The sequence below is a fragment of the Mesorhizobium sp. M0701 genome, assembly GCF_040320365.1.
In the GTDB taxonomy this organism is placed as follows: Bacteria; Pseudomonadota; Alphaproteobacteria; order Rhizobiales; family Rhizobiaceae; genus Mesorhizobium.
The window spans coordinates 38,420-52,690 of sequence record NZ_JAMYPO010000032.1 but is presented as its reverse complement, the minus strand read 5'-3'; the positions used below and the strand labels follow the sequence as shown (position 1 = coordinate 52,690).

The 14,271-nt window shown below is 59.7% G+C and carries 14 protein-coding genes; 10 read left to right on the top strand and 4 right to left on the bottom strand.

All coding sequences use genetic code 11. From position 1 onward, the window contains the following. The first annotated feature begins 278 nt into the window (after positions 1-278). The 4 genes from NKI24_RS25255 to NKI24_RS25240 all read left to right on the top strand — a co-directional run bounded on the left by NKI24_RS25255 (position 279) and on the right by NKI24_RS25240 (position 2,730). A complete protein-coding gene (locus NKI24_RS25255; protein ID WP_352749271.1) occupies positions 279-980 on the top strand; it encodes a GntR family transcriptional regulator in 702 nt (233 codons plus the stop codon). 151 nt (positions 981-1,131) lie between these two features. Further along, positions 1,132-1,725 carry a DJ-1/PfpI family protein gene (locus tag NKI24_RS25250; protein ID WP_352540695.1) on the top strand — a complete coding sequence of 198 codons (594 nt, stop codon included), beginning with the start codon at positions 1,132-1,134 and terminating at the stop codon, positions 1,723-1,725. A gap of 343 nt (positions 1,726-2,068) precedes the next feature. Then, positions 2,069-2,296 (top strand): hypothetical protein, encoded by a 228-nt coding sequence (locus NKI24_RS25245; protein ID WP_023679266.1) that lies wholly within the window; start codon positions 2,069-2,071, stop codon positions 2,294-2,296. Continuing rightward, a complete protein-coding gene (locus tag NKI24_RS25240; protein WP_352745134.1) occupies positions 2,293-2,730 on the top strand; it encodes a TA system VapC family ribonuclease toxin in 438 nt (145 codons plus the stop codon). The genes NKI24_RS25245 and NKI24_RS25240 overlap by 4 nt, the downstream gene beginning before the upstream one ends. A 680-nt stretch (positions 2,731-3,410) precedes the next feature. Here NKI24_RS25240 and NKI24_RS25235 read toward each other — a convergent pair. Further along, entirely contained in the window at positions 3,411-4,538 is a 1,128-nt protein-coding gene (locus tag NKI24_RS25235; RefSeq protein ID WP_352749266.1) for an NAD(P)/FAD-dependent oxidoreductase, read from the bottom strand. Positions 4,539-4,602: 64 nt separating this feature from the next. Continuing rightward, complete coding sequence (locus NKI24_RS25230; RefSeq protein ID WP_352749263.1) at positions 4,603-5,604, bottom strand: SIS domain-containing protein; 1,002 nt, start codon at positions 5,602-5,604, stop codon at positions 4,603-4,605. 90 nt (positions 5,605-5,694) lie between these two features. Between NKI24_RS25230 and NKI24_RS25225 the strand changes: the two genes are divergently transcribed. The 4 genes from NKI24_RS25225 (at position 5,695) to NKI24_RS25210 (ending at position 10,399) form a co-directional block, all read left to right on the top strand. Then, positions 5,695-6,561, top strand: coding sequence for a PfkB family carbohydrate kinase (locus NKI24_RS25225; RefSeq protein ID WP_352749261.1), 867 nt, complete (start codon positions 5,695-5,697; stop codon positions 6,559-6,561). A 161-nt stretch (positions 6,562-6,722) separates the two neighbouring features. Next, positions 6,723-7,559: an ABC transporter substrate-binding protein gene (locus tag NKI24_RS25220; protein ID WP_352449157.1), complete on the top strand. Its 837-nt coding sequence runs from the start codon at positions 6,723-6,725 to the stop codon at positions 7,557-7,559. Between the two features lie 76 nt (positions 7,560-7,635). Continuing rightward, entirely contained in the window at positions 7,636-9,165 is a 1,530-nt protein-coding gene (locus NKI24_RS25215) for an amino acid ABC transporter permease/ATP-binding protein (RefSeq protein WP_352449227.1), read from the top strand. Between the two features lie 88 nt (positions 9,166-9,253). After that, positions 9,254-10,399 (top strand): LacI family DNA-binding transcriptional regulator, encoded by a 1,146-nt coding sequence (locus tag NKI24_RS25210; protein WP_352449156.1) that lies wholly within the window; start codon positions 9,254-9,256, stop codon positions 10,397-10,399. 234 nt (positions 10,400-10,633) lie between these two features. On the opposite strand, the gene NKI24_RS25205 is transcribed toward NKI24_RS25210, so the two are convergent. Together NKI24_RS25205 and NKI24_RS25200 are read right to left on the bottom strand one after the other, a co-directional pair. Further along, on the bottom strand, positions 10,634-11,710 hold the full coding sequence (locus NKI24_RS25205; RefSeq protein ID WP_352749257.1) for an FAD-binding oxidoreductase: 1,077 nt from the start codon (positions 11,708-11,710) through the stop codon (positions 10,634-10,636). Positions 11,711-11,801: 91 nt separating this feature from the next. Beyond that, a complete protein-coding gene (locus NKI24_RS25200; protein ID WP_352449154.1) occupies positions 11,802-12,659 on the bottom strand; it encodes a LysR family transcriptional regulator in 858 nt (285 codons plus the stop codon). Positions 12,660-12,792: 133 nt separating this feature from the next. Here NKI24_RS25200 and NKI24_RS25195 point away from each other — a divergent pair, with 133 nt between their 5' ends. Together NKI24_RS25195 and NKI24_RS25190 are read left to right on the top strand one after the other, a co-directional pair. Next, a complete protein-coding gene (locus tag NKI24_RS25195; RefSeq protein ID WP_352449153.1) occupies positions 12,793-13,875 on the top strand; it encodes an amidohydrolase family protein in 1,083 nt (360 codons plus the stop codon). Positions 13,876-13,886: 11 nt separating this feature from the next. Further along, on the top strand, positions 13,887-14,240 hold the full coding sequence (locus tag NKI24_RS25190) for a Rieske (2Fe-2S) protein (RefSeq protein WP_352449152.1): 354 nt from the start codon (positions 13,887-13,889) through the stop codon (positions 14,238-14,240). The last annotated feature ends 31 nt before the right edge of the window (positions 14,241-14,271 follow it).

The window sequence follows — 14,271 nt, the reverse complement described above, 5'->3', positions numbered from 1 at the left end:
TTCAACTCGGCCCAAAGGCCGGGTTCTATGTAAAACGCGTCTCGCAACGCGGTTGCGTATCGACGTGCCGAACCATCGCCCGCAACGCTGGCTGTCCGTTCAGCAGGTGAGGAAGCACGGGCTGCCAGGGCGGCACGCTGTTCCAGCAGGATCACCGCAAGCGCCATGGCTTTGTCTTGAAACGGCCTCAAATAATATCCTCTATAAAATCGTATAGGATATTGGATTGCATTGGCCGGAGCATCGTGTTAGCAACTTGATGTGTCAAGAGGCAAAAAATGCAGCCCATGAACTTACCCAGTGTAGAGGAAGCGAACCCCGCCGGCGGACGTATCCAGCGCTCCAGCAGCTTGGTTGAGGACGTCTACGAAGCGGTCTTTGCGCAACTCATGTCGCTGAAGATTGCGCCGGGCTCGCGCATCACCGTCGACAGCCTGGTCAAGGAATTCAACGTATCCCACACGCCGATCCGCGAGGCGCTCGGCCGGCTCGAAGGCGAAGGCCTGGTGCTGAAGACGCATCTGATCGGTTACCGCGCTGCGCCGCAGATCACGAAACGGCGGTTCGATGAACTTTACGAGCTTCGCCTGCTGCTCGAGCCTCATGGTGCAGCCAAGGCAGCGGTGCTCATGGACGAGGTAAAGCTCGCACAGCTTCAGACATCGGCCGGCGTCATGGCGCGCCGTGAGGGCAAGGACGAGCGCCTGCGGTATTCCAACTTCGCCCGCCAGGATGCCATTTTCCATGACAAGGTCATGGAATTCGCCAACAACGAACTCGTGCGCGAGACACTGGCGCACCAGCATACCCACTTCCACATATTCCGCCTGATGTTCCATTCGCGCGTCACCGAGGAGGCGCTTGACGAGCATGAGGCCATCCTGGCCGCTTTCGCTGCGGCCGATCCTGCCGCTGCCGAGCAGGCGATGCGTCGCCATATCGAGCATTCCCGCGACCGTTTGTTGCTGGCGTTCGACTGAGACTGTCCCGATGTCGCCCTACCCGCCGTTGACGGTCATCACGCAGGCCAGTGCCAACGAAGACTACTTCCCCGATTCACCCTTCTAGAAACTCAAACCTACCAGGCGAGTACAGGTCTCGCCCGGCCGTTGTCACAGGAAAGGAAGTACCATGCCAGGCAAAAAGATCCTGATGCTGACCGGTGAATTCACCGAGGAATACGAAATCTTCGTCTACCAGCAGGCGATGGAAGCGGTGGGCCACACCGTGCACGTCGTGTGCCCAGACAAAAGCGCCGGAGACCTGATCAAAACATCGCTGCACGATTTCGAGGGCGATCAGACCTACACCGAAAAGCTCGGCCACTATGCGCTGATCAACAAGACCTTCTCCGACGCTGAGAAGCAGATGGAGCAATACCACGCCGTTTACTGCGCGGGCGGTCGTGGCCCCGAATACATCCGCACCGACAAGCGCGTGCAGGCGATGGTGCGCCACTTCCACGAAACCAAGAAGCCGATTTTCACGATCTGCCACGGTGTGCAGATCCTGATTGCGGTAGACGGCGTCGTGCGTGGCAAGAAGGTCGGCGCGCTGGCGGCGTGCGAGCCCGAAGTGACGCTTGCGGGCGGCACCTATATCGACCTGTCTCCAACGGAGGCATATGTGGATGGCACGATGGTTTCGGCAAAAGGCTGGACGGCGCTTGCAGCGTTCATCCGCGAATGCCTGAAGGTGCTCGGAACGGAGATCCGCCACGCGTAGACCTTTGCTCCGACGCATCCAAAAGGGTGCGTCGGTCCTTGCTGCAGCCTCCGTAGCTTCTGCCGATAGTCTCCCGAGCTGATAAGCTTCCGGAAGGCACGTCCCTTAGGTAGCGCGGCCATAACGGTCCCCTCGGCCCTGCGCAACTTTGTCGGTAGTCAAAGGGTGAGGGAAACCAAACTCGCTTACGAGTGATCGGACAACTCGTGTGCTACCTAATCCGGACAACTCATCTGCTTACGACGCTACGAAGTCGCACCGCTGTCGGAAGTCGCACCGCTTGAGTACCCGACGTTGCTGCTCTATATGATGCGTGATGATTGATGCGCACCAGGAGGGCGACATGAGAACCACACTGGCGATCGATGACGACGTCCTGGTCGCGGCCAAGGCCATCGCCCGGCAGCAGGATCGCAGCCTCGGCGAGGTCATCACCGATCTCGCCCGGCGCTCGCTGCGCCGGCCTCAAGCCGGCGGCGAGCGCAACGGGATTCCTCTACTGTCGCCTCGGCCGGATGCACCTCCTGTCACGCTTGAGACGGTCAATGCCCTGCGAGACGAACTGCCTTGACGTTCCTGCTCGATGTCAATGTGCTGATCGCACTGATCGATCCTGGCCACGTCGCCCATGACGACGCGCATGGCTGGTTCGAACAGACCGGCAACGCCGCATGGGCTACGTGTCCCATCACCGAAAACGGCGTCCTGCGCATCGTCGGCAACCAAAGATATCCCAATTCTCCCGGCTCGCCCGCCATCGTTGCGCAAATCGTTACCAAGTTGCGGGCTCTGCACGGGCACAGCTTCTGGCCCGACGATGTGAGCCTGGTTGGCTCGGGCGACATCGATGCAGCGAAAATCCTGACCTCGGCACAGGTCACGGATACGTATCTTCTCGCGCTCGCCAAGGCGCGTGGCGGCCAACTTGCGAGTTTTGACCGCAAGCTGTCAGTCGCGGCCGTGAAGGGCGGGAGGTCTGCACTGCACCTGATTCCCACAAGGTAGACCGCCGGGCTCCTTTTGTCTGTTCTGCATGGCCGAACCGCGCAGGTTGAGATAGGCGTAGCCGCGCAGCACCATCAGGCCGGTGCGCTCAGGCGCAATGCGCTACCGTTCGTCCAAGGCCACGACTGTCTCAACATGCCGCCCCTCTTGGATGGTTCGTTCTCCAGCTTCCAGTCAAGGTCGGGCTTGAACGGTTGCGCGGCTGCCTGCGACTGGTACAATGCGTCGGCTTACGAAGCGAAGCTGTTGTTTCTTGGCGACGAATGTTTGCTGGGTGATCCATTGCAAGACATCGGTGCTCAGGGGCGCTGGCGGTGTAGTCGCCAATACTTTCGAGACTGGCGCCAGACAGACGCGCCGCACGTTCGTGTCCCACCTTACAACCTCCAGGACCTCGCGACATCGAGCCTATCCGGAGTGGTTCTACCCGCTGGTAAGATAAGCCGTTTCTGACGTTCGGCATGCCGCGGGACGTGTTCATCTCGATGGCTGGCGCGGCCGAGTTCACGCTCGGATTCGGGTTGGAGATGCTCCTCCGGGCACCTCAGCTTCTTGGCCTTGACCACCCTCGGTCCAACGTTGAAGCTGCAAGAGGCAGAAATTCGCTGTTTAGCGACCTTGCCAGGATTCCCCAGGCCCGCGGCCCATCTGGCCAGTTCGACCTCGGCCGCGATGCCCTGTCAGCTGAAACGGTTGGCGCGGAAGGTTGCAAGCATCGGGTGCGGATTGCCGGAGGCGATTTCTTTGGCAAGCAATTCGCCGACGATCAGTCCAAGCGTGGCGCCGCTGTGGCTAAAGGCGACGTGAAGACCGGCGACGGTCTCGACTGAGCCAAGCACCGGCTCGCCGTCGCCGGGGATAGGCTTCGGGCCGACAGCATAGGTAGCGCGTTGGAGCCGCGGATTGCCGTCGAGCACGGCACTGGCCTCGTCGAGTAGTCCTTTGATGGTCTTGTCGTGCACGGTGTAGGTGCCGTCCGGGTTGACCACGACTTCTTCCTCCGACCATGCCGAATCCAAAACAAATGCGCCATCCGGCGTCGGCCGCACTGCCACGCGCGGCGTATTCAGCACGGCACGGAGCTCGGTCTTGGTCGGCTTGGTCTTCAAAAGAAGTGAAATCGGCGTGGCGTCGGGGACACGGACGCCGATCTCCGCAAGCATGACAGGCGTCGCTGGCCCAACGGCAAGGACCATTGCATCCGCCTTTATCGGCGCACCATCGGCAGTGATGACGCCACGCGCGCGACCACCTGTGGCATCTATCCGCACGCGTCCAGCGTCCTGGATAAGCTTGCCGCCGCGGGAGCGGAATTCATTGAGTAGTAGATCGATCAGGGAGGGCAGGTCGACCCATCCTTCGCCAGGATTGAAGATTGCGCCCTGCGGGGTGATTGCATTGGCATTGACGCCGGGCGTCATTGCACCAACTTCGGCAGGGCCGAGCAGAAGCGCGTCATAACCAATTTCCTGCTCCAGCTGGCAGATGGACGCGATCTGGTTCGCCTCATCATCCGCATCCCAGGTGAGGCCGCCGTCAAAGCGAAGCCACGACGCGGTTTCCGGTCTTGTGGCCGCCAGGGTCCGATAACGGTCGATGCCTGCAAGCCTCAAGCGGTGATAGGCAGTGTCGGCACGTCGCGCTGAGTTCAGCCAGGAAAGTGAACGGCCGGATGCACCGTTGGCCGGCGCGCCGTCATTGACAATGGTTACATCAAAGCCAAGACGAGCGAGGTGCAGCGCGGAAGAGGTGCCGAAGATGCCTGCGCCGACAACGACGACCTGGCGCGGTTTTGCAGATGCAGTCATAGGGAAATCCTTCTTCGCAGAAGCCGGGCTGGGAGTTGTTGGATGGCTGCAGAGCGCGGCGGAACTAATAGTCGGTGAGCTTCTTCATGTAGCGCCGGCCATCAAGCATTGGCCGGCCGCGCAGGGCGGCCAGCTCGTAGGCAAAACGCCAAAGCGTGTCGAAGAAGACCAAGGGCACGAGATAAGGTTTGATGTGTTCGGACATACCGCTGAGGTCGAGTTCCGCTCCATCGAGCACCAGGATGTTTTCCCGGCTGCCGTACTTGAAAAGGAAATCGCGGGCCCGTTCGGAAAGGCTCCGCGTTTCGTCCAAACCCACTAAGACCACGAAGCAAGCGTCCCGGTCGACCACCTCAAATGGGCCGTGAAAGAACTCGTTGGCGTGTATGGCCTGCGAGTCGTACCACTGCATCTCCATCAACACGCAGATGGCGTACGAATAGGCCGCACCATAGCTGGCACCGCTGGCCAGAGTGTAGATCGCATTGCGCGGCGCGAAACGGGGGGCGAAGGCCTGAAACCGGTCGGCATAGGTCCGGTGCGCACGCTCGATCGCCGGCTGAAGATGGCTCAGGCTCCTCAGCAGATCGGCAGTTAGCCCGGCATCCTCCCGAGCATCGATCAGGCCGGCGAGCAACATGTAGAGCACGCCGTAGTTGCTGCAGGCTGAATCGATTGCTTTGCCCGTCGTGTAGGAGGCCTGGTAGGCGACTGCGTGGTCGACCGCCAGCGCGAGGGGCGATATCTGGTCGAGTGTCATGGCGATTGTCGTTGCGCCTCGATCCTTTGCATAATTGGCCGCTCGCACAGTTTCGCGGGTGGTGCCGGTCTGCGAGCAAAGGACAACGAGCGCGTCAGGTCCCAACCGTCGCGGAGCTCGGCAGACGAACTCATCCGCGTTGTAGATGTCGCAGGCGAATGTGCCGCTGTGACGGTCGACGAAGTATTTGCCTGCCATCATGATCGAGAGCGAACCGCCGCATGCCACGAGGAATAGGTGCGAAAACTGCCTGCCCGCCGTAGCGGTCAAGGCGCGTTCCAGGTCGGCGGGCAGGGCGGAAATCATGAGCTTCCTCGTCTCGTTGGCCGGCCCACATTGACAGGTGGGCAGCCATTGTGCGAACGTTATCACACCCTTTAAACTGAAAGTCCTGCAATGGTCAAGATTGCCGCGATAGGCGATAACGTGGTCGATTGTTATCTTGCTCGCGGCGAGATGTATCCTGGTGGAAATTGCCTCAATGTCTCGGTCTATGTCAGCCGCTTCGGCGGGCGATCGGCCTATGTCGGAGCGATCGGCAAAGACCGGGCGGGGGACCTTATCTGCACTGCACTGGCGTCGGAGCGCGTGGACATCACCCGATTACGGCGCCTCGAGGGACCGACCGCTTACTGCCTCATAGGTCACCGCAACGCCGATCGGATTTTCCTGGACTTCGATCTCGGAGTTTCGGTGTTTACGCCGACGCAAGAAGATCTGGATTTTCTCTCGGGCTTTCAGGCCGTCCACATCGGCCAGTCCAGCGGTTTGGACCCGTGGGTTGCCACTGTATCAAGTAAGTCACTGTTGTCTTATGATTTTTCCACGCGACGGGAACCGGGACATCGACGCGAGATTGGACCCCATTGCTATCTGGCTTGTGTCTCGGGTGACGGTCTCGACGACAAGGAATTGGCCGCAATCGCGGCCGAATTGCTTGCATGTGGTTCAAAGTGGGTTCTTGTGACTCGTGGTCGAGCCGGCGCGGTGCTTCACGGCGACACCGTCTCTTACCGAACCCCGGCGCGGTTGGTCAAACCCGTCGACACCCTGGGCGCGGGCGACACCTTCATCGCCAGAACGCTATTCGGCCTGCTTAAGAAAGAGGCGCCTCAAGACATCCTTGGTCATGCCGCGGACGCGGCGGCCGCTACCTGCCGGTACTACGGGGCCATCGGCTATGCGGCAGCAATCGATTTAGGAAAGATCACGCCGGAGGTCCTCCGCGGAGCTCGGCGCATTCAAGACGAGAGAACCGTCTAGCTGCGAAATTCAACTGAGCAATTGACGCGAGAAATGGACAATGCTAGTTCAAGTGATAACGTTCTCATTCATCCAACCAACGCCATGAAAGAGCGTTTTGATGGATGAGTCGTCGAGTGGGATCGCAAGGCCGAGTTCGGCCAATCGTAAGAGGAGAAGACATGCACACGAATTCGAGCAGGCGCCTACTTTTGAAATCCGGTTTGGCGCTGACTATCGCGCTGTTGACAGGACTTGGCACGTTGGCCTCGTCAACTCAGGCAAACGCGGCGGACAACCCCTACAACCTCATCGACCCGACGGTGATCAGCGTCGGAACCATGGGCGATGCGAAACCCTATGTCTTCACCGACGCCAACGGTAACTTCACCGGCTTCGACGCCGAACTCTTCCGTGATGTGGCGCGCCGGCTCGGGTTCAAGGAGGAGCAGGTCGTTTTCACCGGCCAGGAATTCTCGGCGCTGCTGCCGTCCGTTGCCAACGGCCGCTTCGACGTCGCTGTCGCCGCCATCGGCACAACGGCGCAGCGCAAGAAGACCGTGGATTTTGGCGACGGCTATCTCGCCGGCTACCTGTCGATCATTTCGGCGGATCCGGCACTGACGAGCAATGAGAGCACCGCCGGAAAGCGCATCGGCGTGATCCAGGGAACGCTGCAGGAAATCTATGCCGAGAAGAACCTCAAGGGCGACATTGTCAAATTTCCCGACAACAACACGGCGGTGGCGGCGCTGAATAACGGCACGATTGATGGCCATTTCACTGACTATGAGTCCGCCAAGCAGTATGTCGAGCGCTATAAGAACCTGAAGATAACAATGAACGTGCCGTCCTTCGATGCGCCGGCCGGGTTCGTGGTCAAGAAAGGCAACGATGCCTTCCGCGAGGCGCTCAACAAGGCGCTGCGCGAGGCCATGGACGATGGCACCTGGAAACGGCTGCATGAGAAATGGTTCCCGGGCACTCCGATGCCGGATCAATATCTGCCCAAGAAGTAAATTCGCGCGTATTCATTTTCGTTTCCGGCCGGGCCCGTCAGCAACGGTGCCCGGCCGAGTTATAGATGGCCTTGATATGAGCTGGTTCGATACCTTCGCCCGCAGCTTCCTTGATTTCCAGGCGATGGCAGAAGTTCTGCCAAACATGGTGATGGTCGGCCTCAAGAACACTTTGATCCTGGCCCTTGCCTCGACGTTTTTCGGGACGCTGATCGGTATCGTCCTCGCAGTCATGGGGATTTCCGAGAACCGGCCGCTGAAACTCCTGGCCCGAGTCTACACCGATATCTTCCGTGGGCTTCCCGCCATTGTCACAATCCTGATCATTGGCCAAGGCTTCGCGCGGTTGGGCCGAGATCTGTTCGGTCCATCGCCTTATCCGCTGGGCATTCTGGCGCTCAGCCTGATCGCCGGCGCCTACATCGGGGAGATTTTCCGCGCCGGCATTCAGAGCGTCGAGCGGGGTCAGATCGACGCCACGCGCACTCTCGGTATGACGTATGGCCAAGGCATGCGCCTGGTGGTGATCCCGCAAGGCATCCGTCGCGTCCTACCTGCACTGGTCAACCAGTTCATCGGCAATGTCAAAGACTCCAGCCTGGTCTATTTCCTTGGTCTGCTCGCCTCCGAACGCGAACTGTTCCGCGTCGGCCAGGACCAGGCTGTGCTGACCGGCAACTTGTCGCCGCTGTTGCTGGCCGGCGTGTTTTATCTCGTGATCACGGTGCCGCTGACCCATCTCGTCAACTACATCGACGCGCGCATGCGCGTCGGCAAACGAATAACCGCCGTGCAGAGTGGCCTCAAGGAGGTCGCCGAGCTTGCCGAAGCCGTCGTGCCGGGAGCAGCGACGTTGCCTGCAGCAGCGCCCACACGCTTCAAGGGTGGCGGCATCGAGGTCAAGAATATCGACATGGCCTACGGCGCCGTCCAGGTGCTGCATGACGTCAGTCTGAAAGTGGAGCCCGGGACCGTCACCTGCCTCATCGGTCCGTCCGGATCGGGCAAGTCGACCTTGCTGCGCTGCCTCAACCGTCTCGTAGAGTGTCGAGCCGGTGACATTCTGCTCGATGGCGAAAGCATCTACAAGCAGACCCCTGACCAACTCCGGCGGCGCGTGGGCATGGTTTTCCAGCAGTTCAATCTATTCCCCGACCGTAGCGCGCTCGCCAACATCACCTTGGCGCTGCGCAAAGTTAAACGCATGTCGCGCGAGGAGGCTAATGACGCGGCCTTGGCGAGGCTAAATGAAGTCGGACTGCTGGAGCGTAAGGACCATCGGCCGGCCAATCTCTCGGGCGGGCAACAGCAGCGGGTGGCCATCGCGCGTGCGCTCGCCCTCGAACCCGAAATTATGCTGTTCGACGAAGTCACCAGCGCCCTCGATCCAGAATTGGTCAAAGGTGTCCTGAACTTGATGGCCGACCTCGGGCGGGGCGGGATGACGATGGTGGTCGTTACACACGAGATGAATTTCGCTCGCAAGGTCGCGAACCAGGTCGTGTTCATGGACGAGGGCCGGATCGTCGAGGCAGGCCGACCAGAAGACCTATTCGACAATCCGCAGAGCCCTCGTCTTCGACGCTTTCTGTCGGAGGTGCTGTGATTCAAATGGTGTGCGCAGCGGCGGGTTCTACGGTGTTCGGCCTTGCGGGGCGTGCCTAACTGCCGCTAGTTCGTCGCCACGACGTTGCATGGTCGGCGGGACTTGCTGGGTGACTCAAAGATCCAAAAACGCAACTATCATCGAAGTCGCTCGCCGGGCTGGAGTGAGCTCTGCCACGGCTGGGCGCGTGCTTGGTGACTACGGCTACAGCAGCCCCGAGGTTCAGGAGAAGGTGCGCGCCGCAGCATCTGCGCTGGGTTATCGACCCAATCGCCTGGCCAAAGGTCTGATCACCGGTAAGACCCAGACTATCGGCGTTGTCGTGGGCGACATCGAAAGCCCATTCTATGCAAGCGTGCTGCGCGGAATAGGGGACGTCGCGCGCCGTGGCGGCTTCGGGGTTATCGTTACGAATAGTGACGAAAATGCCGAACTCGAGCGAGAGGCGGTGCAGCTGCTGTTGGAAAAGCAGGTCGATGGTTTAGTCGTCTCATCGACCTTCTTGGACAAGCCGGATCATCTTCGTGACGCAGTCGCGGCCGGCTGTCCCGTCGTGCAGTTCGATCGCATCGTGGCGGGCATGGAAACCGATTCGGTCGTGGTCGATAACGTTTCTGTAACGCGTAGCAGCATAGCGGCGATCATCGCCGCCGGACACAGCCGCATCGGAATATTGGCGGAACTCGGGCCGGACCAACGCGATGATGTTGGCTCCTTTGTGACGAACGCTGATCTCTCCAGCTCCGACGTTCGCTACCATCATCCAAGCTGGCAACGATTGTTGGGTTATCTCGAAGCCCATCGCGCTGCGGGCATTTCGCCGGATCCGCAGTTGATCCGCCGCGTGGCGGTCTATTCCAGCGAGGCAGCACGAAAGGAGGCACTCGATCTACTGACAATGCGCAATGCGCCGTCCGCCCTGTTTACCGCGGACGGTGTGATGTCGACAGGCGTTCTGGAGGCGACATCCGCACTGAAGCTTGCGATTCCGGGAGAGGTTTCGCTGCTTTGCTTCGACGATCTCGACTGGATGCAGTTCGTGGCCCAAGGTATCACAGCCATCGCGCAGCCGGCGCATCTGATCGGGGCGACGGCAGCCGAGCTTCTCTTGAAGAGGCTGGCTGGCGACACCGCACCGTTTGAACACCGTGTCCTCGCGGGTCGCCTGGTGAACCGTAATTCGATTGCGGTTCATCTCAACCGCAACGCCCCTGATCCGGCCGCGACGGTGTAGCTGGAGCCGAATTGCCGCGCCTCTTTGTGCCGAGGTCGATCCCATGCAACGGCTGAATGATAGCTCAAGCGTATTGCTGGGTAGGACTTTTGTCGCTTGCGATGCCCAGCGTGAGCTGCGCCAGAAATCGGGCGAGCCCATCCGGGTTCCGAAACCTAATCACTTGCGGTCGCAGTAGTATGGCTCGGTCGTTGAACGCATAGGCTGCCCGATTTCGTTCCGCGATGGCTAGAATTAGAGATCAAGCAAAATGTCGCCTTGTGGGCGGCTGCAGCACGCCAGGATATAGCCTGCCGATTTGTCCTCCAAGGTCAGTCCGCCTAGGTCATCCATGACGACTTCGCCGGACAGCTTGGCGATCCGGCACGTACCGCAAACTCCCTGCTGGCAAGCGGTTGGGACATAGACGCCACATTGGCGCGCCGCTTCCAGCAGGGTCTCTCCGGGCGCGCAGTGATATGCAAGGCCGGAGCGGGCGAAGCGGACCGAAGACGAAACCTTTGAATCCGATAGCGAACGCGAAATGTTGCCGCCCCCGAAGCTCTCCTCATGATACTGTGAAGGGGCGAGCCCGATTGCATCGAGGCAGCCGCGTGCAGCCTTCATGTAGGATTCCGGCCCACAGGCAAAAATCGTGCGGCTGTGGAGATCGGGAACCAAGGTCAGGAGCATCTCACTGTTAATTCGCCCGGTTGGACCCGTCCAGGCCGGGTCTCCGTGACTGCAAATGCACGTCACATGAACATTGGGAAAGCGAGCGGCATGTGCGTCCAGTTCGAGCCGAAAAATGATGTCGTCCGGCGTTCTCGCACTATGAATGAAGTGGATATCCTGGTCGGCTGCGCGGTCGGTAAATGCGCGCAGCATTGACATGACGGGAGTTATCCCGCTGCCACCTGAGAGGAAGAGGGACTTTGCATGCGGCAGATCGTCGAGATTGAACGAGCCGAGCGGCCCTTCGATCTCGATCCCGTCGCCCGGCTTCAAGTTGTCATGGAGCCAATTCGAAACGAGCCCGCCCGGCGTCCGTTTCACGGTGATCTGTAGGTCGAGCGGTCGCGTCGGCGGTGACGAAACGGAGTAGGAGCGCGTCACCGCGGCACCGTTGATCCTAAGGTGCACCAGAACATACTGGCCAGCGCTGAAGCAGAACATCCGATCTGAAGTGGGTGTGAGAACGAATGTTTTCACATCGTGCGTTTCGTCGATCACGCGCCGGCAGAGCACAAGCTGCGGTGTGGTCTGTGCCCAATGCCGGTGACGCTTTGTTGGGACGAAGCCGGAGGCTGCAAAGGCCGCGTATGCATTCATCAGTCAACTCGGGTTTGAAGTCGAGCCAAGATGCCACTTCAAACCCCGCTGAACAGCCGCGCAATCCTGCCTTTATGATCGGTAATTTCGATTAGACTTCCAGTGACATCACAGCAACCTGGAGAGCTCGGATGCCTTTGCGAATAATTGGTTCATGTTTGCGGCGCGCGAGTATCGCGGTGTGGACTGGCTGGTGCAGCGTCGGCGCTCCCTCGACGAGAAACGATGGGAGCTCGGCAGTGAACCTGCGCGCATCGTCGCTACGCATATAGCAGGTGCCGCCCGTTCGCCGCAGCATGATCTCCGCCAGAGTTTCCGATCCCGTCGAAAGCCGACAGATCGCCAACTCGGCCAGCAGCTCTGCGTGCGTCTTTTCCAGCACGGCGGTGTAGCCTGGGCGAATGTAGGTTTCAGGGTCGACGTCGGGCAGCGTTCTGGCAGCCGTCGAAACCATTACATATTCCTCGACCATCAGATGTTCGTAGGCGATCTCAGGCAGGTAACGAGGTGCATAAAGCACGGCGATATCGAGATTTCCCATGCTTAGGTCGCTGACCATCTGGTTCGAATAATCCGACTCGACATGGATCGAGGATTTTGGAAGGGCCTGGCACAGTGTCTCGACCCATCCCGGCAGAACCGAGCGGGTCATGCCTACCTGTGCGGCGATGCGCAAGGTGCCCTCGAACCGGTTGAACGCTCGCACGTCGTGTCGAGCTTGCGACCAGGTCGACAGCAGGGACCTGGCGTAAGCTTCGAACCGCCGTCCGGCGGCTGTGGGCTCAGCACCGGCGCGCCCGCGCTGGAAGAGCTCGGACCCGATCGCGCTCTCCAGATTCTTGATCCGGGTGCTGATCGTCGACTGGGTCAATCCCAGCCGATCGGCGGTGCGATTGAAGTTTCGCGACTCGATGATGTCGAGAAAGGTTTCGATGTGATCTAGCTGCACGTTACCTCCAATCGAAAAAGTCGATCATATTGCGCTGGATCATAAGCTTGATCAAACAATACTCAAGGCGGAAGCTTCACGCGGTGAAATCGGCCGGCAGATCGACCAGGCTGAAGCTACGGAGCTGAGCAACGTGTTCATAGTCGACTGCGATTGTCACAATTACTGGTCAAGCGCCACTGTACTGGAGCCCTACCTTTCCGGCCTGTGGAAGGACATGTTCGTCGAAGGCGAGAAAACAGGTCCCGTTGGCGCCTTCCCGCATGGCCACCGTCCCTGGTTTCATCCGCAGGACTTCTCCCGCAAGGACGTCCGTCCGAAAACTGAAGCCGACAACTATCTCATCATGAAGGAAAAACACCTCGACAAGTACAAGGTCGACGTGGCGATCCTGACCGGCGATGAGCCGATCGAGGCGTCTACCCTCGCCAACCCCTATTATGCCAGCGCTCTCGTCAGCGCCTACAATGACTACCAGATCGACCACTGGCTGCCGAAGGACGATCGCTTCGTGGGCTCGATCATCATTGCGCCACAGGATCCGAAGCTCGCGGCCACCGAGATACGCCGCTTGGGCAATCATCCGCGGATGGTTCAGGTTCTTGCCTCGCAAGGCTCCGTCAAGCCCTATGGCGATCCGTTTTACCATCCAATTTATGAGGCTTGCGCCGAGGTCGGGCTGCCCTTTGCCATTCATCTGGGCGGCCATGGCGGCGTGAACTCGACCGCGATTGCTCCGGCCCCGACGACATTCTTCTGGGAGACCCATGCCATCCTGCACATGTCGGCCATTTCGCATGTCGCAAGCATGATTGCGCATGGCGTCTTCGAAAAATGGCCGGACCTCTACTTCGTCGTCATCGAATGCGGCGTCGCCTGGGTGCCATCTGTATTGTGGCGCCTGGACGCCGACTACAAAGCCCTACGCAAAGAGACGCCATGGCTGAAAATGCTGCCGTCCGAATATTGCCGGCGCAACATCCGCTTTTCCACGCAGCCGCTGGAGCAGCCCGCAAATATTCAGCATCTCTGGTCCACTCTCGAGGCGATGGACGGCGAAAATACGCTGATGTTTGCCTCCGATTATCCGCATTGGGATTACGACGACGCCAACACGCTGCAAATCCCTCCCGCCTGGAAGAGCAAGATCATGGGGCTGAATGCGTTGGAGGTCTACAAACGCATTCCCCGCGCGCAAGCGGCGAATGCCGCCTGAGGAAGCAGACGATGCCCGAGAAGACATACATCTGCCGCGTCGACGAGATCGAAACCGGATCTCCCTTCATCGCTAAGATCCGCAGCCTTTCGGTCGGCGTTTTCCGCATCGGAGATTCATTCCACGCCCTGCTGAATGTTTGTCCGCACCGCGGCGCTCCGCTTTGCGAGGGGCCGCAATGCGGAACAACTGCACCGGTCGAAGGGGCGCAATTCATCTATCACCGCGAAAACGAGATCGTGCGCTGCGCCTGGCATGGCTGGGAATTCGACATCAAATCAGGCGCGGCCCTGGTCGATCCGTCCGTTCGCGCGCGCACATTTCCAGTCACCGTCGAGGCGGGCAGCATCTATGTGACAGCCTGATCGAGGTGCGGATTTTGAGCGGTCAGAAGAA

Excerpts from the sequence above, each read along its gene's own strand:
- NKI24_RS25255 (WP_352749271.1), top strand. The coding sequence starts at position 279 with ATGCAGCCCATGAACTTACCCAGTGTAGAGGAAGCGAACCCCGCCGGC.
- NKI24_RS25250 (WP_352540695.1), top strand. The coding sequence starts at position 1,132 with ATGCCAGGCAAAAAGATCCTGATGCTGACCGGTGAATTCACCGAGGAA.
- NKI24_RS25245 (WP_023679266.1), top strand. The coding sequence starts at position 2,069 with ATGAGAACCACACTGGCGATCGATGACGACGTCCTGGTCGCGGCCAAG.
- NKI24_RS25235 (WP_352749266.1), bottom strand. The coding sequence starts at position 4,538 with ATGACTGCATCTGCAAAACCGCGCCAGGTCGTCGTTGTCGGCGCAGGC.
- NKI24_RS25230 (WP_352749263.1), bottom strand. The coding sequence starts at position 5,604 with ATGATTTCCGCCCTGCCCGCCGACCTGGAACGCGCCTTGACCGCTACG.
- NKI24_RS25225 (WP_352749261.1), top strand. The coding sequence starts at position 5,695 with ATGGTCAAGATTGCCGCGATAGGCGATAACGTGGTCGATTGTTATCTT.
- NKI24_RS25220 (WP_352449157.1), top strand. The coding sequence starts at position 6,723 with ATGCACACGAATTCGAGCAGGCGCCTACTTTTGAAATCCGGTTTGGCG.
- NKI24_RS25215 (WP_352449227.1), top strand. The coding sequence starts at position 7,636 with ATGAGCTGGTTCGATACCTTCGCCCGCAGCTTCCTTGATTTCCAGGCG.
- NKI24_RS25210 (WP_352449156.1), top strand. The coding sequence starts at position 9,254 with ATGGTCGGCGGGACTTGCTGGGTGACTCAAAGATCCAAAAACGCAACT.
- NKI24_RS25205 (WP_352749257.1), bottom strand. The coding sequence starts at position 11,710 with ATGAATGCATACGCGGCCTTTGCAGCCTCCGGCTTCGTCCCAACAAAG.
- NKI24_RS25190 (WP_352449152.1), top strand. The coding sequence starts at position 13,887 with ATGCCCGAGAAGACATACATCTGCCGCGTCGACGAGATCGAAACCGGA.